Annotated in this window: 22 protein-coding genes; 4 read left to right on the top strand and 18 right to left on the bottom strand. The window is 47.2% G+C overall.

Going from position 1 to position 22,916, the window contains the following annotated elements; genetic code table 11:
* Positions 1–21 precede the first annotated feature (21 nt).
* On the top strand, positions 22–1,227 hold the full coding sequence (gene ilvA / locus B2M23_RS17730) for a threonine ammonia-lyase (RefSeq protein ID WP_038351807.1): 1,206 nt from the start codon (positions 22–24) through the stop codon (positions 1,225–1,227).
* Between the two features lie 60 nt (positions 1,228–1,287).
* Here ilvA and B2M23_RS17725 read toward each other — a convergent pair whose 3' ends face one another.
* The 18 genes from B2M23_RS17725 to argC form a co-directional block, all read right to left on the bottom strand.
* Positions 1,288–2,715 (bottom strand): 5-bromo-4-chloroindolyl phosphate hydrolysis family protein, encoded by a 1,428-nt coding sequence (locus tag B2M23_RS17725; protein WP_038351645.1) that lies wholly within the window; start codon positions 2,713–2,715, stop codon positions 1,288–1,290.
* 31 nt (positions 2,716–2,746) lie between these two features.
* Positions 2,747–3,823, bottom strand: coding sequence for a ComEC/Rec2 family competence protein (locus tag B2M23_RS17720; RefSeq protein ID WP_038351646.1), 1,077 nt, complete (start codon positions 3,821–3,823; stop codon positions 2,747–2,749).
* Positions 3,820–4,830: an ion channel gene (locus tag B2M23_RS17715; protein WP_038351647.1), complete on the bottom strand. Its 1,011-nt coding sequence runs from the start codon at positions 4,828–4,830 to the stop codon at positions 3,820–3,822. Before B2M23_RS17715 ends, B2M23_RS17720 begins: the two co-directional genes overlap by 4 nt.
* A 13-nt stretch (positions 4,831–4,843) precedes the next feature.
* Positions 4,844–5,125 carry a GIY-YIG nuclease family protein gene (locus tag B2M23_RS17710; protein WP_197731412.1) on the bottom strand — a complete coding sequence of 94 codons (282 nt, stop codon included), beginning with the start codon at positions 5,123–5,125 and terminating at the stop codon, positions 4,844–4,846.
* Between the two features lie 46 nt (positions 5,126–5,171).
* Complete coding sequence (locus B2M23_RS17705) at positions 5,172–5,339, bottom strand: zinc-ribbon domain-containing protein (protein ID WP_013380498.1); 168 nt, start codon at positions 5,337–5,339, stop codon at positions 5,172–5,174.
* 324 nt (positions 5,340–5,663) lie between these two features.
* Positions 5,664–6,299 (bottom strand): V-type ATP synthase subunit D, encoded by a 636-nt coding sequence (locus B2M23_RS17700; protein WP_013380496.1) that lies wholly within the window; start codon positions 6,297–6,299, stop codon positions 5,664–5,666.
* A gap of 3 nt (positions 6,300–6,302) precedes the next feature.
* Positions 6,303–7,712 carry a V-type ATP synthase subunit B gene (locus B2M23_RS17695; RefSeq protein ID WP_038351648.1) on the bottom strand — a complete coding sequence of 470 codons (1,410 nt, stop codon included), beginning with the start codon at positions 7,710–7,712 and terminating at the stop codon, positions 6,303–6,305.
* Positions 7,705–9,510: a V-type ATP synthase subunit A gene (locus tag B2M23_RS17690; protein ID WP_013380494.1), complete on the bottom strand. Its 1,806-nt coding sequence runs from the start codon at positions 9,508–9,510 to the stop codon at positions 7,705–7,707. Before B2M23_RS17690 ends, B2M23_RS17695 begins: the two co-directional genes overlap by 8 nt.
* Positions 9,511–9,535: 25 nt before the next feature.
* Positions 9,536–9,853, bottom strand: coding sequence for a V-type ATP synthase subunit F (locus B2M23_RS17685; protein WP_013380493.1), 318 nt, complete (start codon positions 9,851–9,853; stop codon positions 9,536–9,538).
* A gap of 9 nt (positions 9,854–9,862) precedes the next feature.
* Positions 9,863–10,834, bottom strand: a complete 972-nt coding sequence (locus B2M23_RS17680) for a V-type ATPase subunit (RefSeq protein ID WP_038351649.1) — start codon at positions 10,832–10,834, stop codon at positions 9,863–9,865.
* 3 nt (positions 10,835–10,837) lie between these two features.
* Complete coding sequence (locus B2M23_RS17675; RefSeq protein ID WP_038351650.1) at positions 10,838–11,443, bottom strand: V-type ATP synthase subunit E; 606 nt, start codon at positions 11,441–11,443, stop codon at positions 10,838–10,840.
* 35 nt (positions 11,444–11,478) lie between these two features.
* Positions 11,479–11,952, bottom strand: coding sequence for a V-type ATP synthase subunit K (locus tag B2M23_RS17670; protein ID WP_013380490.1), 474 nt, complete (start codon positions 11,950–11,952; stop codon positions 11,479–11,481).
* Positions 11,953–11,965: 13 nt separating this feature from the next.
* Positions 11,966–13,840, bottom strand: a complete 1,875-nt coding sequence (locus tag B2M23_RS17665) for a V-type ATP synthase subunit I (RefSeq protein ID WP_038351651.1) — start codon at positions 13,838–13,840, stop codon at positions 11,966–11,968.
* A complete protein-coding gene (locus B2M23_RS17660) occupies positions 13,837–14,145 on the bottom strand; it encodes a hypothetical protein (protein WP_038351652.1) in 309 nt (102 codons plus the stop codon). The genes B2M23_RS17665 and B2M23_RS17660 overlap by 4 nt, the downstream gene beginning before the upstream one ends.
* Positions 14,146–14,408: 263 nt before the next feature.
* The gene (locus B2M23_RS17655) at positions 14,409–15,593 is read right to left on the bottom strand and encodes an acetylornithine transaminase (protein ID WP_038351653.1); all 1,185 of its coding nucleotides are present in this window, start codon (positions 15,591–15,593) and stop codon (positions 14,409–14,411) included.
* A 25-nt stretch (positions 15,594–15,618) separates the two neighbouring features.
* On the bottom strand, positions 15,619–16,515 hold the full coding sequence (argB, locus tag B2M23_RS17650; RefSeq protein ID WP_038351654.1) for an acetylglutamate kinase: 897 nt from the start codon (positions 16,513–16,515) through the stop codon (positions 15,619–15,621).
* Positions 16,516–16,553: 38 nt separating this feature from the next.
* Positions 16,554–17,786 (bottom strand): bifunctional glutamate N-acetyltransferase/amino-acid acetyltransferase ArgJ, encoded by a 1,233-nt coding sequence (argJ, locus tag B2M23_RS17645; RefSeq protein ID WP_038351655.1) that lies wholly within the window; start codon positions 17,784–17,786, stop codon positions 16,554–16,556.
* An 18-nt stretch (positions 17,787–17,804) separates the two neighbouring features.
* Positions 17,805–18,845 carry an N-acetyl-gamma-glutamyl-phosphate reductase gene (argC, locus tag B2M23_RS17640; RefSeq protein ID WP_038351656.1) on the bottom strand — a complete coding sequence of 347 codons (1,041 nt, stop codon included), beginning with the start codon at positions 18,843–18,845 and terminating at the stop codon, positions 17,805–17,807.
* Positions 18,846–19,197: 352 nt separating this feature from the next.
* On the opposite strand from argC, the gene B2M23_RS17635 reads away from it, so the two are divergent.
* The 3 genes from B2M23_RS17635 (at position 19,198) to B2M23_RS17625 (ending at position 22,852) form a co-directional block, all read left to right on the top strand.
* A complete protein-coding gene (locus B2M23_RS17635; protein ID WP_013380482.1) occupies positions 19,198–20,439 on the top strand; it encodes an argininosuccinate synthase in 1,242 nt (413 codons plus the stop codon).
* Positions 20,439–21,818 carry an argininosuccinate lyase gene (gene argH, locus B2M23_RS17630; RefSeq protein ID WP_038351657.1) on the top strand — a complete coding sequence of 460 codons (1,380 nt, stop codon included), beginning with the start codon at positions 20,439–20,441 and terminating at the stop codon, positions 21,816–21,818. Before B2M23_RS17635 ends, argH begins: the two co-directional genes overlap by 1 nt.
* A gap of 143 nt (positions 21,819–21,961) precedes the next feature.
* A complete protein-coding gene (locus B2M23_RS17625; RefSeq protein WP_038351658.1) occupies positions 21,962–22,852 on the top strand; it encodes a MerR family transcriptional regulator in 891 nt (296 codons plus the stop codon).
* The last annotated feature ends 64 nt before the right edge of the window (positions 22,853–22,916 follow it).

The raw sequence follows: 22,916 nt of genomic DNA, 5'->3' as shown, positions 1-22,916 counted from the left end.
TGATTGAAAGAAAGGAAAACCATGCTGACACTCGATAAAATCTATCATGCTTCCTATACGTTAAAAAAAGTGATTCGACCAACAGATTTGATATACGCCCCGGGGATCAAATCGGATGGAAAAATTTATTTAAAAACCGAAAATCTCCAGGTGACCGGCTCTTTTAAGGTGCGGGGCGCTTACTATAAAATTTCCCAGCTGACCGATGCGGAAAAGGAAAAAGGCGTTATTGCCTGCTCGGCCGGAAACCATGCCCAGGGTGTGGCCCTGGCCGCGACTAAAAATGGTATTAAATCCCTGATATGCCTGCCAGACGGCGCCCCGATTTCAAAAGTTGAGGCCACAAAGCATTATGGCGCCGATGTCTGTCTTGTTGAGGGTGTCTACGACGATGCGTATCAGAAAGCTCTGGAGCTCCAGCAGGAAATGGGCTATACTTTTATTCATCCCTTTGACGATGAGAATGTCATCGCCGGTCAGGGAACCATTGGCCTTGAGTTACTGGATCAGCTTCCGGATATGGATGCGGTGATTGTTCCCATTGGCGGCGGCGGGTTGATCTCGGGCATTGCCTTTGCTATCAAATCTTTAAATCCGAATATAAAGGTCTATGGCGTGCAGGCCAGCGGCGCTCCAAGCATGCTCAACTCCATCGTCGATAAACAGATCGAGCGCCTGGATGAGGTATCGACCATTGCCGATGGCATAGCGGTAAAGGAACCGGGCAAGCATACCTTTGAGATCTGCGGGCAATATGTGGATGAAATAGCAACGGTCACAGACGATGAGATATCAACTGCAATTCTTACCCTCATTGAACAGCAGAAGCTGATTACTGAAGGCGCCGGGGCTGTATCTGTCGCGGCCGCTCTGTTCAACAAGTTTCCCATCAAGGGCAAAAAGGTGGTCTGTTTGTTGTCAGGCGGCAATATTGATGTCACGATCCTTTCACGGGTTATCAAACGCGGTCTCCTGAAATCAGGCCGTACCTGTTCATTAAATATTGAGCTGGTCGATAAGCCCGGACAGCTGAAGGGCGTATCTGCTATCATCGCCGACATGGGCGGCAACGTGGTATCCATCCACCATGAACGTGCCAGCGAGAACGCAGATGTGAACGGCTGCTACCTCAGGATCGAGCTTGAAACACGAAATTATGACCATATCCACCAAATTGAAAACGCCCTTAAGGACGCTGGATACCGGCTCAAAGACAATTTACAGTAAAAACGGATAAAAAAAGAGAAGCACTTGCAGGCCTTTCAAGCTGCAGGGGCTTCTCTTTTTTTACTTTTTATCGGTTAAGCCATGGCTTTCGAACAGGGATAAAAGCGAATCAATATCAGAATGGAGATCAATGGTGGCGTTTTGTTCAAACTGGCTGATATAGTTGTTGAAAGACTCGATGATCGTGTCAAGGCTGGCCTCAATCTTTTCCCTTGCATGTCTGTTTTCAGCTGTCTCTTCCTCAGTCTGGTTGAGATTATTATAAGACCTTATAATGTCCAGTGTCATAGGAAGATAGTTGATCTCAAAAGAAAAATGATACTCCTTTGGATTTTCCTCCATATGGCCCATGATTTTTTCGGTAAGGTTTTTGATGGTTTTAAGCTTTTCTGAAACCTCGGGGTTCTTCGTGTTATGAATGGCTGTATCCAGACAATCGGTTGCTTCCTTTAAAAGCTTTTTCTGTTCAAGAACACGTTTTTTATCTGCGGAGAGGCTGTCAGATAAAATCTCATCAGAAAACAGTTCAGGACAGAGTTTATCGGTGTTTTCGTTATAGTAATTTAAAACAGCCGTTTCATTGACGGCTTCGCCGTCAGCAGCTGCGTTAAAGGGTTCGTCAGCTCCTGTCGGCAGAAGTCCGTCCTTTAGCTTAAAATCAATCATTTTTTTGATGGCATCCTGTTCGGCCTTTTTTACTGAGACAGCGGCTCTTCCGCGGTCATTGACCAGCGCAAAATTGTGCTGGTCATTAAAGCCTTCCGGATAAATGGTGTTTTCCAGCATCTGTTCCGATTTCTTGATAAAAGCAAGAGGCTCTGTAGTGAAATCTCCAGGAGTCGTTTCGACATAACCCGAGAGTCCTTTCTGGGTTTTTACAAGATAGTAGGCATTAATATAGTACAGCAGCCATGAAAAATCTTTAAAAGACAATTCTGAGTGATGCTTTTTAATGACTTCGGCACAGCCTTCGGCGGAAGGATTTTTGACCTCAGGATCAATTACCGGGTTATCGCTCAGGTCAATGAACAGGTTTCTTTCCTTGGCCCGGTACTGGACAACCAGGTCAGGCACTGCGGCGAAGCGGTTATCGCTCAGATCAAGTACAAAGGAGTAGAGGCTTAGGATGAAGCCGCCTTTATATTTGTTATTCAGACGATTGATATCCTCAAGGTTAAAGGGAATTTCCTGAATAAGGTTATGGCTCAGATCTGCTTCCTGTAGCTTGAATAAATATTCCATGCCCTCCAATGAACGAATCTCCATGCCTGACGCCTTCAGACTGCGGACTTCCTTTAAATCATCAATGGTCACAGTCTCGTTAATGTTTGATAACTTTTTTCCTGCACGTTTATTAAGCTCATTTAACACGCTGTGTGCGAGATTGACATCCGGAAAAATTTCGCCGAGCGGCATAGGACGGCTTAAATCCAGTTTTCCAGGCTTGTAAGAGGCCTTGCCGCCAAATAGTTTTTTAAAAATTCCCATATGATCGATTCCTTTCTTCGTATTCAATGCCTCATGGCTTGCAGATTCCACAGGGCGTATAGCCCTGCCCCACAGCATCATCACGGGTTTCAAAAGTGGTCTGATTATCTGCTTTTGGCAGCCCGCTGCAGCTTGTAAGATGAAATTTCTTTGTTTTTGTGTTTCCAATATAGACGATAGGTTTTACCGAGATGGCCGGGGATTCATCAGCAGGTGCCGGGTTTTCCATTTTGCCGCTGTTTTGTGTGATGAAGCTGATCCCATGGCCGTCGCTGATGGCCACCACATTGCCCTCTCTATCCGTTTGGAAAATGGTTTTTCCCTTCAGTTTGTTTAAAGTGTTTTCGCTCGGGTGGCCGTAGGTGTTATCCCGTCCAACACTGATCACCGCGTACTGCGGATTAACAAGGGAAAGAAAAAGTTCCCCTGTAGAGGTATCGCTTCCATGATGGCCGACCTTGAGAACATCGCTTTTAAGCTTTAACCCTGCCTGAGCGATGGCATCCTGCTCATCTTCATTTTCCCCGTCACCGGTAAATAAAAACGATGTCTCGCCATAGGCTACTCTGGCGATGGGCGAATAATCATTGAGCTCTGCATAGCTTTTCCCTTCAATTGGAGAAAAAAGATCAATAGAAACAGTATCGCCTGCCGGGATACTGACGCCGGCATAGGCGGCAGTGGCTTTTAAGCCTTTTTCACTCATAGCTTTCATAAAGTTTTCAAACAGCATCGTATTGTGTGCAACCTTTGGTAGATAGACGCTTCCGACAGTGTAGTTTTTTAGAATTTTTTCAGCAGCCCCCATGTGGTCACTGTGTGGATGGGTGATGAGCATAACGTCAAGCTTTTCGACTTTTTGAGCCTTCAGGTAAATGTTGATGGTATCATAATTCTCTGGATTGCCCGTATCAATCAGAATATTTTTATTGTCTGGCGTCTGGATCAGGGTACAGTCGCCCTGCCCTACATCAATATAGTGAACCCGCAGCGTTCCCTCCGCATCGACGGAAAGCCCGGGGTCATCCTTAAGCGCGGAGCATCCGAACACCGAGAATGCAAGAAAGACTGCAGTCAGCAGTAGGCCTAAAAATTTATGTTTTGTCACGATTCTTCCTCTTTTTTAATGGTTTGGTCAATTAATTTTTCCTTTGTATCTTCTTCCCTCGCCTGCTTTTCCCGGTTTTGCTGGCCGATGCTGTAAGCGCCGGAGATAATAGCGCCGACAAAGCAGGCTGTGCTGAAAATGCTGGTAACTGAAATAACAATGGCGGTAAACTGGCTGTAAAACATGCCTTCCACGCGAACCGGATAAATATCGCCATATCCGATGGTAGAAAAGGATACAAACAGATAATAGAGCAGGTCCAGATAGTCTAGAGGCCGTTCTGTGGCGTGCTGAAAGAAAAAGGGGTTGGTTTTCCAACAGCTGTAGATCATTAAATACAGGATTCCCAGTTCACATCCCATCAACGCGCCCATACCCTTTATGATACCAAAAGCCTCGCGGTTTCTTCGCCGTTCATTGGTGGGCTTCATTAAAATGTTGGGATTGATAATGGCGCGGATCATGACAGAAAAGCATAAAAACAGGGCAAAAAGGAGTCCGATAAAGGTCAGAAGAAGACTTGGCCGAGATACAAAGCTGGCAAAATAAACAAAGGAATGGCCCAATAGCAGATAAAAAATAACATCGACATAACGGCTGACCATGTCATCCTCAAATTGATCAAGCCCTACAAAAAGTTTTTGCACAAAATACATGATTACAATGAAGACGATGAAAGTAGCCACCAAACCCAGAATCTCGCGCACAGTGACCATATGGCTCATGGAGATAGCAATAACCGAGATGATTAAAAGCAGGGCGTTTACGGTCAGAAGCCCGTGACGGTCGTAATAGCGGGTTAATTTTAAGAGATAGCGGCGCACTGGACGGATCCGTGTCCCGGCTTCCATATTCTTGCGCAGAAGAGCTTTGTAGTGCTCTCTGTTGATATATAAAAACACCTCAAACAGAAAAAGACAGAGGACAAAAATATCATAAAAAATCAGAATGGCGTTGCCGTTTGCCAGAGTCTGATGCACGGTCAGATCATTTACTACATTATCCATTCTACGTACCTCTCTAATGTTTATTAATGAGCGCCAGTTTTTGTTTACGGGTGAGGCTTTTGATCGCGGCTTCACGCCGCAGCGCGTCGCTTTTATTGTCAAATTCCTCTTTGTATACCAGCTCAACCGGTTTACGGCTTTTAGTATACTTGGCACCTTTGCCGCTGTTGTGGGCTTTCAGGCGCTTTTCGATGTCGGTTGTCCAACCCGTATACAAGCTGTTATCTTTACATTTTAATATATACACGTAGTGTTTGTCCATAAACAGTATGTCATCCTTAACGATATTTTTCATTAAAAAAGATCCCCGGAGGGATCTTTAAATTCCATTTGGGACAGTCCTAGAATTCATTTCTTGGTCTTCTGGTAGACTGTTTTCTTTTAGATCTGCATTCTTTACATCTTTTAGGTTCGTTATCGAAGCCTTTTTCTTTGTAAAATTCCTGTTCACCAACAGTGAATACAAATTCAGCACCACAATCCTGACAAACTAAAGTTTTATCTTCCATTGTGTCTAGTTACCTCCATTTAAAATTTCTTGTACAGGGTCTGATTCAGTTTTTAAATGGAGTAGATGTTTCAGGACATGGTAACCATTTGAAATCAATGTAATCATTACTATACTATGGGTTTATTATACACTAATTATTTGTTGTTTGTAAAGCGATTTCTACCAGAATTGTGTTAATTTTACATTTTATGTTTTTGTTTTTTAAAGGGCACAGCGCAAAATTGTGCTGTGCTTACCATGTCTGTAAAATGAAAAAAACAGTCACTGCATAGCGTTATGCAATGACTGCCTTTGTATTTGTTGAAATTAATCACGAAACGTATTAATTTTGATTTTCCGATACCATCATTTCCTTAACCTTCATCAAACGGGTAATGTTTCCACGCTCGTTATCTTCCAGCTTCATGGTAATGTACTTGATGGTTTCCAGCATTTCCGGAATCATGACGTGTTCCAGTGCGTTGACACGGCGTCTTGTCTTTTCGATTTCATCAGCCAGCATGTTACAGGTTTTTTCAACCTCTGCCAGCTCGATGAGCAGCGGTAAAAGAGCTGCCATGTCCAGTACCGCGCCGTCCAGCTCGCCTGATGTAAAGGCAAAGCCGTACGGCAGATCTGTACCGCCTTCAATGGCTGTGTACTTGATGGTCGGCACATCGACATTCATGATGTTTTGTTTTCCAAGCTCTATGGTCGCTTCACGGGCCGGACACAAAAGCGCCTCGGTTACCGCTGCCTCGCCCATTCTGGCGCCGGCAATGGCAAAACGTCCCATGGCAGCACCCAGCTGCTCTTCAATTTCTTCCCGGAGTTCTTTATTTCTGCGGATATATCCCATAAAACGCCTTACCATTTCGTCCCGTTTATCCTTTAAGAGCTTATGGCCTCTTGTGGCTGTTTTAAGCCTTTTCTTGAGACGGGTCAGCTCCATCCGGGTAGGATTTACACGAATAGCCATGGCTTATTCCTCCTCGTCTATGATATCATTGTCTTCACTTAGCGGAGAGGGAATGTATTCATCAATATATTCGTCCTTAATACGTTTGAGCTCTGTACGCGGCAGGATGGATAAAAGCTCCCAGCCAATGGTCAGGGTTTCTTCGATGGTCCGGTTGGTCTCAAAGCCCTGGGATACATAGCGTTCCTCAAATTCTGTTGCAAAGCGCGCGTAGATTTTATCGACATCAGACAGCGCTGCGTCCCCCAGGATAACAGCCAGTTCCTTGGCGTCCTTCCCACGGGCATAGGCTGAGAACAGCTGGTTCATGGTATCAGCGTGATCTTTACGGGTCTTGCCTTCCCCGATTCCCTTATCTTTAAGACGGCTGAGCGATGGCAATACATCGATCGGAGGCTCAATCCCTCTTCTGTACAGATCTCTGGATAAGATAATCTGGCCTTCGGTGATGTACCCGGTTAAGTCGGGAATTGGGTGAGTTTTATCATCTTCAGGCATGGAGAGGATTGGAATCTGGGTGATGGAGCCTTTTTTACCTCGCATACGGCCGGCACGTTCATACAGGGTCGCGAGGTCGGTATACAGGTAGCCAGGATAGCCACGGCGGCCTGGGACTTCCTTTCGGGCTGCGGAGACTTCACGCAGTGCCTCGGCGTAGTTGGTGATATCGGTCAGGATGACCAGCACCTGCATATCCAGCTCATAGGCCAGATACTCGGCACAGGTGATTGCCATACGTGGTGTGGAAATACGTTCGACAGCCGGGTCGTTGGCGTAGTTCATAAACAGCACTGCACGTTCGATAGCGCCTGTACGGCGGAAATCCTTGACGAAGAAGTCTGCTTCTTCAAAGGTGATCCCGATGGCGGCAAAGACAACGGCAAAACCTTCGTCGTTGTCGAGAACGCGGGCCTGGCGGGCAATCTGTGCCGCCAGCTGCGCGTGCGGCAGACCAGAGCCGGAGAATACCGGCAGTTTTTGTCCACGAACCAGAGTGTTCAGACCATCGATGGCAGAAACGCCTGTCTGAATAAATTCAGCAGGGTAATCGCGGGCAACTGGGTTCATCGGTGAACCGTTGATGTCCAGTTTCTTTTCCGGAATAATTTCCGGGCCGCCGTCGGTTGGGCGTCCCATACCGTCAAATACACGGCCGAGCATATCCTTGCTCACGCCGAGCTCGATGCCGTGGCCCTGGAAACGTACTTTGGAGTTTGAGATTCGCAGGCCCTGGGAGCTTTCATAGAGCTGTACCATTGCTTTATCGCCATTGACCTCGAGAACTTTACCAAGACGTTTTTCACCGTCGGCCTGCTCGATTTCGACCAGCTCGTCGTATTTTACACCTTCTACATGGTCGACCAGCATCAATGGGCCGACGACTTCACTAATGGTTTTGTACTCTTTATTCATCGTCACCACTTCCTTCCATCAGTGCTAAGAATTCTGCTTCCATTTCGGCGGCAATGGCCGGGAAGCGTTCTTCCTTCTGGTCTTCCGGTACGTATTTCATACGGGCAATTTTTTCTCGGATATCCATGGTAATGATTTTAGCAAAAGGTACGTTCAATTCAAGGGCGGCAACGCCTTTTTCGTACCAGGCCAGAATCATACTCAGCATGGCGTATTGTTTTTCAAGAGAAGAATAGGTATCAATATCGTCAAAAGCAGACTGGTGCAGGTAATCCTCACGGATCGACTGAGCGCACTCCAGTGTCAGGCGGTCCTTAAAGCCCAGGGCGTCTACCCCGACGAGACGGACAATTTCATCCAGCTCAGCTTCTTCCTGAAGGATCTGCATGGTCTGGCGAACATGAACAGACCAGTCGGTCTCAACTGATTTGTCAAAATAAACATTCATTTTGTCACTGTACAGCGAGTAGCTCTGCAGCCAGTCAATGGCTGGGAAGTGACGTTTGTACGCCAAGTTGGCGTTCAGGCTCCAGAATACCTTAACGATACGCAGGGTTGCCTGGGATACGGGTTCGGAGATGTCACCACCCGGAGGTGATACGGCCCCTATGGCGGAAATAGCGCCATAACGATCTTCTGAGCCAAGGCATTTGACAAAGCCTGCACGTTCGTAGAATTCTGCCAATCTGGAGGAAAGATAGGCCGGGTAGCCTTCTTCACCAGGCATTTCTTCAAGACGGCCGGACATTTCACGCAGCGCCTCGGCCCAGCGTGATGTGGAGTCGGCCATAATTGCCACTTTATAGCCCATATCACGGAAGTATTCCGCGATTGTGATACCGGTATAGATGGATGCTTCACGGGCGGCTACGGGCATATCTGAGGTATTTGCGATAAGAACGGTACGCTTCATCAGGGACAGGCCGGTACGCGGGTCATGCAGTTCCGGGAATTCCATCAGAACATCGGTCATTTCATTACCACGTTCGCCACAGCCAATGTAGACAATGATGTCGGCATCGGCCCATTTTGCCAGCTGATGCTGTACAACGGTTTTACCGGAACCGAACGGTCCTGGAATAGCGGCGATACCGCCCTTGGCGATCGGGAACAGCGTGTCAATGACGCGTTGGCCGGTGACCATGGGTTCATCGGGTGCGATTTTTTCTGTATAGGGACGGCCGCGTCGCACTGGCCAGCTTCTGAGCATGGGCACTTCCACGATCTCTCCGTCCTTTTTCTTAATTCTGGCAATGGGTTCGACAATATTGGCTTCACCGTCGAAAACCCAATCAACGGTTCCTTCCAGTTTTGGCGGCATCATGATTTTCTGAAGCACTGCCGGTGTTTCCTGTACAGTACCGATCACATCGCCGGGTTTTAGCACATCGCCTTTCTGGCAGGCCGGTACAAAGGGCCATTTCTTTTCGCGGTCAAGCTTGGGAACATCAATCCCTCTGCTGATACGGTCTCCGGATTCGTTGTAAATGGTGGTCAGCGGTCTCTGGATACCGTCAAAAATACTTTCAATCAGGCCAGGGGCCAAATCAACGGACAGGGGTTCACCTGTCACATATACGGGTTCGCCTGGGCCTAGGCCGGCGGTTTCTTCATATACCTGGATAGAGGCTCTGTCACCTCTTAATTCAATTACTTCACCAATGAGTCGTTTTTCACTGACTCGGACAACGTCAAACATCTGAACATCGGCTAGTCCGGTTGCTACAATCAGCGGACCGGCAACCTTGACAATTGTCCCTACTTGCTTCATGGTTGATTGTTCATTGGGCTGAATCATCGTTCTATCCACCCCTTTCTATAGTTTATAAAATATCTGCGCCAATGGCTTTTTCAATGTTATCCTGAATCCCCTTCATGCCTAATCCGTTGGTTCCAAAACGGTTTGGAATTGGGATGATAGCTGGAAAGGGCTCTGTTTTATACTTTTCGATGGCTTCCGGCACCAGGGCAGCGGCCTGTTCGGTAATGTAAATGACAGCCGTTTCTTCTTTGGCCAGCGCGTGGATGGCTTTTTCGATATCCTTTGCTGCATTGGCATAAACGGTGCGAACCCCGAGCGCCTGAAAGACCATGATGGAATCCTGATCGCCGATAACGGCTAATTTAGCTTGTTCACTCATGATTTCCTCCTAAATAACGCCGAGTTCCGCGAGCGGTATTTTAATACCGGAGCGTTTACCCGCAAACATGACCCGAAGGGCCTTTCCTTCAGCCTGACGTTGGAACAGGTAATTCGCGATGGGGCCGATGCTGAAGGAATCACTCCTTCGTTCGTGAATCATGTTGAAAGCCGCATCTTCAAATTTCTGTTCGACTTCTGACAAATTTCCATCCTGTGCATAGCGTTCAAGAACAGACTTGATCAGAATACTGTGTTCTCCGTGTCCCAGCTGTTTTGCCAGCTGTTCATTTGGAATATCCGTTGCGTCAAGCAGTGCCTTTTCTTCGATTTCACCGCCTGGTATCAACAGGGGTTTTACCTTGAAGGTCCCCCAGTCCAGAACATTGGCTCTGAGCACTGTCAGAATATTGGTAAAATCAATTTTTGCTTTGTAATATTTTTTCAGCAGCTCACTTGAATGCTTCTGCTGTGATAAGGTTTCTAAGATCTGTGCATAAGCCGCGTTATCAATGGTCACACTGATGACTCTTGGGTCAGTGATATCCTCAAGACGCTTCAGTGGCTCTCTGAAGCATTCCGGCAAAAGACTGTAATCACCGTGCTCCAGGGCTTTCTGAAGAATATCCAGTGGAATGCCGCCGCCTTCAAGCAGAAGGTTTTCGACTTCGACCCGCTGCAGCTGTCCTTTTAAAATAGCTTTGATGTTGTGGACATCTGTTGGGATGAGCAGAAGATCCGTTACCGTTTTATCCGGGGTGATCTCATTGATGAGGTTCCGGGTCTTGGTCAGCTCTGCGTCAATCAGGTTATCGAGCTGGCTGTGGTCCTTGGCTTCTGCGCCATAGCCGATTTCATCCAGGAGCTTGAGCGCTTCGGTTTCATCGGCCTCCCAGAGGCGGTTCCAGCGTGTCCGGTCGATAAGGCCTGCTTCCTGCACCTTGATACGCCCTATTGCATAGGGATAACTGGTTTCAGACATGGCCTACACCTCCACTTCAAAAAGCATTTCTGCAACCTCTCGCTCATATTTTTCGCGGGCGTCATCGATGAGAACATCGAAGGAGCCGTTGACATCGCTCATTTCGCCGATGAGCATAACACCGGATTTAAAAGATGCCGGAGTTTCGTCAAGGGTCAGCTCTCCAATTTTTCCGGCTTCCTTAAGGGCGGCGTTCAGCTTGTTCAGCAGACCGTCCCTGTACCGCTTCATATCCTTTTCAGGGACTTGCAGTTTTTCGGTTCCGGTTTCAGAGCCATTCACGACAATCTTTGTCACGAGCGCTTCGTAGCGGCTTTCGTCAAGGGTGTCGAGAGCTGTTCTTGCTTTGTCAAAAACTTCATCAATAACCTTACGTTTGACGGCCAGAATGTTTTTTCTGGAATCCAAACGGGTCATCAGCTGGCTTCTGCGGTGGACTTCCTCCACATCGGCCTTTTCTTTATTTTTTAGCGCGTTCAATGTCAGCTCTGTACGGCGCTCAATGGCGGCCACAGAGGACTGAACCTTTTCTGCCGTTTCCTGTTCGATCAAAGCCACATCTTCATTGGCCTTTTCCAGGATTTTTTCAATAATTTTATCGGCACTCACACGCTGTCACCTCACTTTCACGTGTTTTGCAGTTCTTATAACTGGATGCTGTAGATTAACAGGATGGATACGAGCAAGGCTAAGATCGCGTAAGTTTCTACGATCGCGGTAATGGTGATCCCTTTTGCGAAAGCAGATTCATCCTTGGCGGTCATATGAATAGACGCTGCAGCGGCTTTCCCCTGGGCAATCCCGGAGAGTAAGCCAACGATGCCGATTGGGAAACCGGCAGCCAGGAAAGACATTCCCTGATATAAACTTAAATCAAGAGGGGTGCCCCCTAAAATACCGATCTGAACCATGATAAGAACCGCTGTCAGGAATCCATAGATCCCCTGTGTGCCTGGCAGTGCCTGGAGTACGAGCATTTTACCGAACATTTCCGGACGTTCCGCAACAACGCCTGCTGCGGCTTCACCACTAATCTGAACACCCTTGGCAGAACCAATACCTGCTAAACCGGCAGCGATTGCTGCACCAAAAATAGCTAATGCTAAACCTAAAGACATGATTTCATTCCTCCTAAACTTCTTTAGAATTGTCAATGACATCTATTGATTTTGTCTGAATTGCCAGTGGTTCGAAGTTATAACCACCGCCATCATAAAACTTATTAAAGAATTCAATATACTGGAGACGGCTGTCGTGTACATAAGCGGACAGGAGGCTCATTGTGATATTGAAAACATGGCCGATAAAGTAGATCACAAGGGACAAGATAAACCCAAGCACATTGATCTGCACCATTCCGGCCAGAATATTCATAACCATGGCGATAACGCCGGTGGCCAGCCCTAAAGCAAGAATACGGGCATAGGACAAAATATCACTCAGGTAGCTGGTGACATCGTAAAGGCCCATAATACCGCCGAATGCCTTGCCCACAATATTTTTCTTTTCACGGCCTGCTGTAAAGAGGATAATGACCGCACCCACAATGGCGAGGACCATTCCCACGGTTCTGGTCTGTTCTAGAAAGATCAAACCTGCGCCAGCAATCAGCAGCATCCAGCTGACCTGATCAAAGATCGCGTCCAGCACATGGCCGGCGCGGACCTGCTCTGTGATTTTGATGGCCATACCTGAGAAGATATGGAGCACCCCGATCACCAGAGAAAAGACCAGCATTGCTACCGGGTTATCCAGCGGCGAGAAGAGAATGGGATGAAAAGTTTCGCCAAAATAACTGCCGAAAAGTATCCCAAAAATCATGGTTGTAATGCTGGAATAAAACAAAAGTGTAACCAGCATACCAAACTGTCCCTTTGGTTTCATGATCTTTTTCATGAGTCCAAAGATAATGGCCATGAGCGCTCCGTAGCCAAAGTCCCCCATCATCATCCCGAAAATCACCCAAAACCACGGTGCGGACACTGGTGTAGGGTCGATAGTTCCCGGCTTTGGTGGGGAGTACATATCTGTAATTGACTCAAAGGGCTTCCAGAACTTTTTGTTTTTCAGTGCTGTCGGGGGCTGTTCGCCTTCCTCTGGGTCACTGTATTCCAGATCATATACGTCTGTTACCTGGCTGACGGCATTTTCAACCGATTCCATCCGGTCATTTCTTACCCAGCCTTCCACACAAACCGTTTCAACCGTTTCCATGAACTTTACAGACTGGCGTTCCTGCTCGGCTTTATACTGTTCACTCAGGAGTTCAAGCTCCTGCTGTGACCCGGCCAGCTCAGCCATCTGTTTTTCATAGGATTCAATATCCTTTTCCAGAAGCTCAATTTTTTCCTGATTGCTCTTGCTGATTTCAGACGCGGTTCCTGTTACTCTCGGGAGGGAAGCCTCCACAAAGCCAAGAACCTTGATACTGTCTGAAAGAGCGGCATCGTCCTCCATAAAGGAGACAATCAGAGCTGCCTGTCCTTCAGCGGTTTTTCCGAAAAGCTGAATTTCAGCATTGTGTTCCGCCACAGCGGCAACGATTTCTTCATGGACGAGAGGCGGCAGATAGCCAATATGAAAATTGGTGTACTGCGTTGGTCTCAGCTCTTCGATGGGAACATCCATCGAAAGCCATGGCTCCAGCTGGGAGCACTCGGATTTCAACGTCATAATTTCAGAATGTGCTGCTGAAAGCTTATCTGAGATCGCTGAGGTTTCCTGAACCAGAGCCTCGCCCTTTTCGTTACGCTTAATAAACTCATCGTAACCATATACCGGGCGGTCGCTGAAAAAGCTTTTCTTTTTCTGATAACGCTGCATAAACCGCAGCATGGCATCTGCCTGCTGTACGTCTAAATCAATCTGTTCATTTTTTGCGGTTTGTTCTGTCTCTTCGTCGGGTGGAATAGCCATGAACTCACCGCACCTCTGAAGTGAAAGCAGAAGAGCTTCCTTATCTTCCTTCAGGGCAATGAGCTTTGCTTTTTTCATTGGAATAATCATTGCGTTTCTACCCTTTCCAAAATAAATTCAACCGCCTTCGGGATACGAGTCCTGGCATTTGCAGCCATCTTCTCATCTGCGAGACTCGCATCGTGAAGGACGCGTTCCATTTCTTTTTCGGCCAATGCCTCCTCCTGCAGAAGAACTGCTTCAGAAGCTTCCTTGGCCTCAAGAATTAATGCGTCGCCCTTTTCCCTGGCTTCGGCCTCAGCCTGACGCAGGGTTTCGCGCGCTTTTGCTTTTGCCTCCGAACGCATTTCTGCTGCACGCTCTTCAGCCTTGTTGATTGAATCCAGAATCGACATTTAATCACCACCTTTACTCTCAAATTCACACAAATTCAGATTTTCTTTATTCTTTATGACCGCTTCTGTCTTTATACCCAGATTCTTTCAGCAGCAAAAGAAATAATTGGACTTAAAAGCAATCTTTTTTGTTGACGTTTACAGGCTTGTCTCTAAAATAAAAGACAGATAACATCTTTGACACCTGTTCGTTTCAAAAAAAAATTTAAAAGAAAACCCATGATAATATATTATCATGGGTTGAAGGGGTTTTCAACAAGAATTTATAGACATTCTCCAAAAATTTCAACGGCCCGATCAATTTCTTCTTTATTAATAGTTAATGGGGGAACAAATCTTATGGCGTCACTGCCTGCCCCTACTAAAAGAAGACCTTTTTCCATCGCTTTGTTTATAATTTCGCCAGTAGGGACTGAAACAGCGACTCCGATCATTAAACCCATACCACGCACATCCGTAATGCATTTATGTTCCTCTTTAAGTACACGCAGCTTTTCTGTCAGATAGTTTCCCTTTTCAGCTACTTCGTCCAGAAAACCATCGCCGGTGATCACGCTCAATACATAGCGGGAGGCAGCCGAGGCCAGTGGATTACCGCCAAAGGTGGAGGCGTGGGTGCCTGGTGTAAAGACCTGAGCCACCTTATCACAGGCGATGATGCCGCCCATGGGGAAACCGCCTGCGATGCCCTTGGCCATGCACACGACATCCGGTTTCAGATTGTAGTGCTGGTAAGCAAAGAATTTTCCGGAACGGCCCATACCACACTGCACTTCATCAAAAATCAAGACGAGATTTTCGTCGTCACAGAGCTTGCGGACTGCCTGTAAATATTCATGATCTGCCGGATAAATGCCGCCCTCGCCCTGGATGGGTTCAAGCAGCACCGCACAGGTTTTATCGGTCACCGCCGCCTTTAAAGCGTCAAAGTCATTGAAAGGTACGTGTGAGATGCCCGGTAGCATGGGCGAAAGGCCCTTGTGGTATTTTTCCTGGCCGGTGGCGGTGATTGCGCCGTAGGTACGGCCGTGGAAGGAATGATCCATGGCGATGATCTCAACCGCGTCTTCACTTTTAAACTGCTTGGCGTAAATCCGCGCAAGTTTTAAGGCCGCTTCATTGGCTTCGGCGCCGCTGTTACAGAAAAAAACTTTGTCCAGCCCGCTGGCCTTTACCAGCATTTCCGCCGCGTCAATCTGAGGCTCGGTCCAGTAAAGATTGGAAACATGCATGATTTTCTGGCATTGGTCCGCGATGGCGGCATTGAGGCCCGGGTGGTTATGACCCAGACAGTCTACCGCGATGCCGGCTACACAATCCAGATATTCTTTTCCGTTCACATCTTTTAAAACACAGCCATTGCCACTCTCGAAAGCAATGGGAAACCGTGCGTAGGTGGGCATGATCACTTTCTCTGCCCGATTAATCAGCTCTTCACTTTTGTTCATGTCTTTATCTCCTAAATGTTTATACTTATACCTGTGTCAGCGATTGGCGGATCATTGTCCCGCAGCCTGCCGCGGTAAAGAGTTCGAGCAGCAGCGAGTGCTCAACCTTCCCGTCCAGGATATGGACAGAATTGACCCCAGAGCGAATCGCGTCCACAGAATTTTCCACCTTCGGGATCATGCCGCCAGATATAATCCCTTCTTCAATAAGACGTTCAACCTCATCGACATCTAACCTGCGGATAATAGAGTCCGGATCATTGGCATCCATATAGACTCCGTCAGTATCTGTGAGGTAAACCAGCTTTTCAGCCTTCAGCTCTTTGGCGATGGCATAAGCCACATGGTCTGCGTTTATGTTGTAGCTCTGCCCGTATTTGTCGCTGCCAATCGGGGCAATGACTGGAATATAGTCGCTTTTGAGCAGTGTCTGAAGAAGGTCACTCTTTACCTTGACAATATCGCCGACAAAACCGATATCCAGGCCATTGACAAATTTTTTTCTCACCTTAAGCATGCCGCCGTCCTTACCGGAGATGCCGACCGCGGTGATATCACGGTCTTCCAAAAGCTGGACAATTTCCTTGTTGATTTTACCGGAGAGCACCATCTCTGCCACTTCGATGACGTCATCATTGGTGACGCGCAGACCGTCGATAAACTCAGTCTGAATATCCAGATTGTTTAAGAATGCGGAGATATCTTTACCGCCGCCGTGGACCACAATCGGGCGCAGGCCTACCAGCTTCATGAGGGCGATGTCGTCCATGACGGATTTTTTAATATCATTGTCATACATAAAGCTGCCGCCGTATTTGATGACAACTGTCTTCTTTCTGAATTGTTTGATATAGGGCAGCGCCTCGACCAGGATATTGGCCTTTTCGATGTACTGCGCCATGTTCTGTGTATTATCTGACATTTTTACTTCCTTTTCTGATTGATTGTTTTGTATGTGAATTAAGAGCGGTAATCGCCGTTGATTTTAACATAATCGTAGGATAAATCGCAGCCCCAGGCAGTCGCTTTATCTTCGCCCTCTTTGAGGGTTACCATGATGGAGATTTCTTTTTCAGACAGCACTTTTTTAGCCATATCCTCATCAAAAGCGATGGGTACCCCTTCGTTCAGGAGTGTGATCATCCCGGCGCTGCTGAAGAATACCAGGGTGACCTTAAGTGGGTCGAAAACGACCCCGGATGCTCCGAGTGACGAAAGAACACGGCCCCAGTTAGCGTCCTCTCCAAAGAGAGCGGTCTTTACCAGACTGGATTTAATAACGGCTTTCGCCAGGGTACGGGCGTCTTTATCTGTCGCTGCTCCAGAGACACTTACCTCAACAAATTTGGTTGCCCCTTCCCCGTCACGGATGATGGATTTTGCGAGGTGCTCATTGACATAATAAAGAGCCTCACTGAATACGGCGAAATCCTGTGAGGTTACGTCATTAAGAGTGATCTCTTTGTTTCCTGCCTCACCGCTTGCCATCACTACAACTGTGTCGTTTGTGCTCATGTCGCCATCTACGGACATCATATTGTAAGTATCCTGGGTGATTTTAGCGAGCAGCTTCTGCAGACATTCTGGTTCAATGGCGGCGTCGGTTGTAACGTAGGAAAGCATGGTGGCCATGTTTGGGCAGATCATCCCTGATCCTTTGGCCATCCCGCCAATATGAACCGTTTTTCCGTCCAGTTCGATCTCCACCGCAATGGTTTTGGTAGTAAGGTCTGTGGTGATAATGCCATGCGCCGCGTCATCCCCATGCTGCGCATCATCCCCGAGCTCATTTACCAGGGTCTGCACACCTTTTAAAATTTTGTCAATGGGCATCACCACGCCGATGACGCCAGTGGAGGATACCAGCACGTCCTGTGTGCTTACGCCGAGAAGCTCAGCCGCAGCACCGGCGGTCTGCTCCACATGGCGCATACCGGTTTCTCCGGTGCAGGCATTTGCGTTTCCGCTGTTGACCACGACCGCGCGCTTATAAGGTGACTCGGTCATCACTGCCTTATCCCATTGCACAGGCGCTGCCTGAACCATGTTGGAGGTGGTCATAATGGCTGTTGCAGCGGGCTTATTCGCAACCAGAAGCGCCATATCCTTATTTCCGTTATCCTTTATACCGGCGGCAATACCGGCGGCTTTAAAGCCTTTTGCGGCTAAAACGCCGCCATCAATTATTTTCATATCGTGTTCCTTTCACAATTAAACCGGGAAATCTGTAATAAAGTCGATTCCTGTTTTTTCATCAAAACCAAACATAAGGTTCATATTTTGAACAGCCTGTCCTGCGGCGCCTTTTACCAGATTATCTATGGCGCCAACGACGATCACGCGGCCTGTGCGCCTGTCAACCTTCAGGCCGATATCACAGTAATTTGAGCCTTTTACCCATTTGGTTTCCGGGAGCCTATCTTCTGTCAGCCGTACAAAGTATTCATCCTTGTAGAAGTCACGGTAAACCTGTCTCAGACTTTCCTCATCCATATCTGTGGTCAGGTTCGCGTAGCAGAGTGCCAGAATCCCGCGGTTCATGGGTGTGAGGTGCGGTGTGAAAAGCAGCTTCAGGTCGGTGCCTGAAAGCAATCCCAGCTCCTGCTCAATTTCCGGCGTATGGCGGTGTGATCCGACTTTATAGGCCTTGATGGATTCATTGACTTCACAATAGGAGAATGCGGTGTCACTGCTTCTCCCTGCTCCGGTGACGCCAGACTTTGCATCGATGATAATACTCTGCGGATCAACCAGATGGTTTTTAAGCAGCGGCGCCAGGCTCAGAATGCTGCAGGTGGTGTAGCAGCCCGGATTGGATAACAGACGCGCGCCCCGGATGTCCTCGCGGTGCAGCTCACACAGGCCATAGACGGCTTCCTTCAGCAGCGCTTTATTATAATGGTTGACTTTGTACCATTCTTCATAAATATCCACGTCCTTGAGACGGAAGTCTGCGCCGAGATCAATGATCTTTGTTTTTTTGAGGACATCTTCGGTCACTTGCTTTGAGGCAATACCGTGAGGCAGCGCCATAAAAATCACGTCAGATTTTTCGACCAATTCGTCCATATCCGCTGTTTCACACAGGGCATCTGTTACATTTTCATAGTTCCTATAGATATCTTTTAAAGGCTGCCCCGCAAAGCTCCTTGAGCCAACGGATACGACTTCCACCTCCGGGTGTCTGTAAAGTATTCTGAGTAATTCCTGTCCGGCATAGCCGGTTCCGCCGATAACTGATGCTTTAATCATAAAATCTCTCCAATTTTAGGTTTATTTTTTATCATACAAATGGTACAATAAATTTTCGATAAATCATTAATAATGAACAATTAATGCTGACCGTTTCATTTTAAGCCGGAAGACTTAATTATTAATTGTTAATGATTCATTTACAAAATAGCTTTTGTGAAAACTATTTTGTAATTATACCCCTAATCATTTGAATATTCAAGCACTTTTTATGAATATTTATAAATAATTTACGCATATTTTTTCAAATATTCCTTGCAATTTCGGTTTTGGTATTGTATAATCATTCACAGATTGTAAGTGCAACACGAGAATAAATCAAATGAAAACAATTAAGAGGAGGCACAGTGTTATGAGTGCAAAAAAAGTTATTTTAGCCTATTCAGGCGGGTTGGATACCACAACCATCATTCCGTGGTTAAAGGAAACCTATGATTATGAAGTTATCTGCGTATGCGTCGATGTTGGACAGGGTAAGGAAACCGAAGGTCTGGAAGAACGGGCTTTATCCTCCGGCGCCAGCAAATTATATATAGAAGATGTTACCGATGAATTTGTTGAAGAGTACTGCTGGCCGGCACTCAAAGCTGACGCCGTCTATGAGAAGAAGTACCTGCTGGGGACTTCCCTCGCCCGTCCGCTGATCGCCAAGGTATTAGTGGATATCGCTCATAAGGAAGGTGCAGAAGCCATCTGCCACGGCGCTACCGGTAAAGGAAACGACCAGGTTCGTTTTGAACTGGGGATCGGTGCTTTAGACCCACAGCTTAAAATTATCGCACCGTGGCGTATCTGGGATTTACAGTCCCGCGAGGACTGCATGGACTTCTGCATTGAACATGACATCAAAGTCAGCATGAGCCATGACCAGAGCTACAGCCGAGACCGCAACCTGCTTCACATCAGCCACGAAGGCCTGGAACTTGAAGATCCTTCACTGGAACCCAAATATGACCATCTGTTAAAATTAACCAAAACACTGGAAGAAGCGCCAGATACTCCGGAAGAAATCGAAATCGAATTTTTAAACGGCGAACCTATCAAGATCAACGGTGAAGCTATGAGCCCGCGCAAAATTCTTGAAACCTGCAATGAGATCGGCGGGCGTAACGCCATCGGCGTGGTCGACCTTATCGAAAACCGTGTGGTTGGTATGAAATCCCGCGGTATCTATGAAACCCCAGGCGGCACCATCCTGTACCGTGCCCATGAAGAGCTGGAGCACATGTGTCTGGACCGTGAAACCTTTGCCTTTAAGCAGCAGGCTGCCGTAAAATTCGCGGAAATCACCTACAATGGCCAGTGGTTTAACCCGCTGCGTGAAGCATTATCCGCTTTTGTGGATGAAACACAGAAAACGGTCACTGGTGTTGTAAAATTGAAGCTGTACAAGGGCAACTGTATTTTGACCTCCGTATCCTCCCCCTACTCCCTGTACAACGCAGAGATCGCAAGCTTTACCACCGGGGATTTATACGACCACAAGGACGCCGAGGGCTTTATCCACCTGTTTGGTCTGCCGCTTAAGGTGCGTGCTCTTATGCGCATGAGCCATGAAGAAAAGGAAAAAGAAGCAGAAAAGGAAAATAAATAATGAGTAAAATGTGGGGCGGTCGATTTAATAAAGGAACGGACGCGTTAACAGACGATTTCAATTCCTCTATTTCTTTCGACCAGCGTTTATATAAACAAGATATCAAGGGCAGCATTGCCCACGCAAAAATGCTTGGGAAACAGGGAATTATCTCTGTTTCCGAGTCCGAATTAATTGTCAAAACTCTGGGTGAAATTTTAGAGGATATCGAAGCCGGAAAAATTGAGTTTTCCATTGATATGGAAGATATCCATATGAATATTGAATCCATACTCACCGGGCGCATTGGTGAAACTGGAAAGAAACTGCATACTGGCCGCAGCCGTAACGATCAGGTTGCCACCGATATGCGTCTTTACGTTAAGGATATTTCCATGGAGCTCAAGGACTTGATAAGGGCTCTTGGCCTTACACTGCTGGATATGGCCAGCAAGCATACCAAAACCATTATGCCGGGCTATACGCATCTGCAGCGGGCTCAGCCCATCACCTTCGCCCACCACCTGATGGCTTATGTTGAAATGTTCAGACGGGATATGAAACGTCTTGACCAGGTATACGACATGGCAGATACGCTTCCACTCGGCTCAGGCGCTCTGGCCACCACCACCTACCCGCTGGACCGCTACTATGTTGCCAGCGAACTGGGTTTTAAAAATGTGTCCATGAACAGCCTTGACGGTGTGTCTGACCGGGATTTCTGCATTGACTTCCTGGAGGCTGTGTCTGTTTTCATGATGCATCTGAGCCGTTTTTCTGAAGAAATTATTCTGTGGTGCTCCTCAGAATTTAACTTCATCACACTCGATGATGCTTTCTCCACCGGCTCCAGCATCATGCCCCAGAAGAAAAACCCGGATATTGCAGAGCTTGTCCGTGGGAAAGCCGGCCGGACCTACGGCGATCTGTTGGGATTTTTAACGACGATGAAAGGGATTCCCCTGGCATACAATAAGGACATGCAGGAGGATAAGGAACCTGTCTTTGACGCCTATGACACGGCTAAAATATGCGCCATTACCTTTGAGAAGATGATCGGCACCATGACGGTCAACGGTGAGGTGATGTGCAAGTCGGCCGCAGGTGGCTTCTCCAACGCGACTGACGCTGCCGACTGGCTTGTCAAGCACGGCGTAGCCTTCCGCGATGCCCACGCCATTATCGGAAAGCTGGTTTTCTACGCACTGGAAAAGGGTAAAAGTCTGGATGAGCTGACACTGGAAGAATACAATGCTGTCGACCCGGTTTTTGACGAGAGCATTTACGAAGCCATCGACCTGCAGACCTGTGTTAACCAGCGCGATATTGTCGGAGGCCCGGCGGAGAGCACAGTCCGCCGCGCCATCGCCGTTAACCGAAGCTTATTTCAGAAGGCATAAAATAAACCCCAGGCACACAGTATTTAAACTGTGTGCCTGGGGTTTTTGATGTTAAAGTACTATTATAATATTTTCCTTGACTATCCCCCAGGGGGGTGCCTTACAATAGAGAAAAGACTAATCCACTAACAGGAGGAATAGACATGCATATTAAAGAGGCCTGCCGATGCTGCCGTTTGACGAAAAAATCCATTCAATATTATGAGGAAAAAGGCCTGATCTGCCCTCGAAAGCTTGAAAATGGGTATCGGGATTATAGCCAGGCGGATATTCAGACGCTCAAGGAAATCTCGGTGTTCAGGAGTCTCGGAATGAATATACGGGAGATCAAAGGAATTTTGGAAAGTGCCGATAAAAAGGCCGTCCTAAAAAAATATCAATATCTGTCTGATTTAAAACAGAAGCGACTTGAATTCCATCGGGAATCCCTTGTCAACCTTGTGGCGGATTATGATATTGAGAAATTCTTCCAAAATCTGCATATCTGCGAAAATGAATGGTATACTGTCAAAGAGAGGCTGCTGCTTGCTTTTCCCGGAAACTATGGTCTGTTTATCGCACTGCATTTCGGAAAGTTTCTGAACGGAAAAATTGACACTGATGAAAAGAAAACAGCCTACAGAGCAATACTGGAGTATCTGGACAGCATCGAGTTCTATCTGGACTCTGAGCTATCCGACCTTTTGGAGGAGATAACAAGTGACATGGACCCTGAATCGATGGCAGAAGAAACCAGCCAGGCTCTGGATACTGTCTGTCAGGACATCGACACTTATATAGCGGAAAATGGTGAGGCCATCACTGCTTATCTGAAATACAAAAAATCCGATTCCTTTCAAAAAACACCGGCTGCCAGGCTTGAACGCAGACTACGTGAGTTTCAGAATGAAAGCGGCTATACTGAGGTTTTTATCCATAATATGGAGCGGCTCAGCCCTGAGTATGAAGCTTATCTTGTCCAGCTGAAAGAAGCCGACCAGCTGTTGAAAGAAAAGTTTCCAGAGGCTGAGGATTTATACAGGGATGAAATGTAAAATGTAAAATGAGCACGGCGCAAAAATGTGCCGTGCTCAGAGTGCAGACAAATTTAATGGGATT

This window comes from Eubacterium limosum, from assembly GCF_000807675.2.
In the GTDB taxonomy this organism is placed as follows: domain Bacteria; phylum Bacillota; class Clostridia; order Eubacteriales; family Eubacteriaceae; genus Eubacterium; species Eubacterium limosum.
The sequence above is the reverse complement of the archived record's forward strand: the minus strand, read 5'-3'. Positions and strand labels throughout refer to the sequence as shown.

Excerpts from the sequence above, each read along its gene's own strand:
- B2M23_RS17695 (WP_038351648.1), bottom strand. The coding sequence starts at position 7,712 with ATGAATAAAGAGTACAAAACCATTAGTGAAGTCGTCGGCCCATTGATG.
- B2M23_RS17705 (WP_013380498.1), bottom strand. The coding sequence starts at position 5,339 with ATGGAAGATAAAACTTTAGTTTGTCAGGATTGTGGTGCTGAATTTGTA.
- argC (WP_038351656.1), bottom strand. The coding sequence starts at position 18,845 with ATGATTAAAGCATCAGTTATCGGCGGAACCGGCTATGCCGGACAGGAA.
- B2M23_RS17725 (WP_038351645.1), bottom strand. The coding sequence starts at position 2,715 with ATGGGAATTTTTAAAAAACTATTTGGCGGCAAGGCCTCTTACAAGCCT.
- B2M23_RS17715 (WP_038351647.1), bottom strand. The coding sequence starts at position 4,830 with ATGGATAATGTAGTAAATGATCTGACCGTGCATCAGACTCTGGCAAAC.
- ilvA (WP_038351807.1), top strand. The coding sequence starts at position 22 with ATGCTGACACTCGATAAAATCTATCATGCTTCCTATACGTTAAAAAAA.
- B2M23_RS17700 (WP_013380496.1), bottom strand. The coding sequence starts at position 6,299 with ATGGCTATTCGTGTAAATCCTACCCGGATGGAGCTGACCCGTCTCAAG.
- B2M23_RS17625 (WP_038351658.1), top strand. The coding sequence starts at position 21,962 with ATGCATATTAAAGAGGCCTGCCGATGCTGCCGTTTGACGAAAAAATCC.
- B2M23_RS17670 (WP_013380490.1), bottom strand. The coding sequence starts at position 11,952 with ATGTCTTTAGGTTTAGCATTAGCTATTTTTGGTGCAGCAATCGCTGCC.
- argB (WP_038351654.1), bottom strand. The coding sequence starts at position 16,515 with ATGTCAGATAATACACAGAACATGGCGCAGTACATCGAAAAGGCCAAT.
- B2M23_RS17710 (WP_197731412.1), bottom strand. The coding sequence starts at position 5,125 with ATGAAAAATATCGTTAAGGATGACATACTGTTTATGGACAAACACTAC.
- B2M23_RS17655 (WP_038351653.1), bottom strand. The coding sequence starts at position 15,593 with ATGAACAAAAGTGAAGAGCTGATTAATCGGGCAGAGAAAGTGATCATG.
- argJ (WP_038351655.1), bottom strand. The coding sequence starts at position 17,786 with ATGAAAATAATTGATGGCGGCGTTTTAGCCGCAAAAGGCTTTAAAGCC.
- B2M23_RS17685 (WP_013380493.1), bottom strand. The coding sequence starts at position 9,853 with ATGAGTGAACAAGCTAAATTAGCCGTTATCGGCGATCAGGATTCCATC.
- B2M23_RS17635 (WP_013380482.1), top strand. The coding sequence starts at position 19,198 with ATGAGTGCAAAAAAAGTTATTTTAGCCTATTCAGGCGGGTTGGATACC.
- B2M23_RS17680 (WP_038351649.1), bottom strand. The coding sequence starts at position 10,834 with ATGTCTGAAACCAGTTATCCCTATGCAATAGGGCGTATCAAGGTGCAG.
- argH (WP_038351657.1), top strand. The coding sequence starts at position 20,439 with ATGAGTAAAATGTGGGGCGGTCGATTTAATAAAGGAACGGACGCGTTA.
- B2M23_RS17660 (WP_038351652.1), bottom strand. The coding sequence starts at position 14,145 with ATGTCGATTCTGGATTCAATCAACAAGGCTGAAGAGCGTGCAGCAGAA.
- B2M23_RS17665 (WP_038351651.1), bottom strand. The coding sequence starts at position 13,840 with ATGATTATTCCAATGAAAAAAGCAAAGCTCATTGCCCTGAAGGAAGAT.
- B2M23_RS17690 (WP_013380494.1), bottom strand. The coding sequence starts at position 9,510 with ATGATTCAGCCCAATGAACAATCAACCATGAAGCAAGTAGGGACAATT.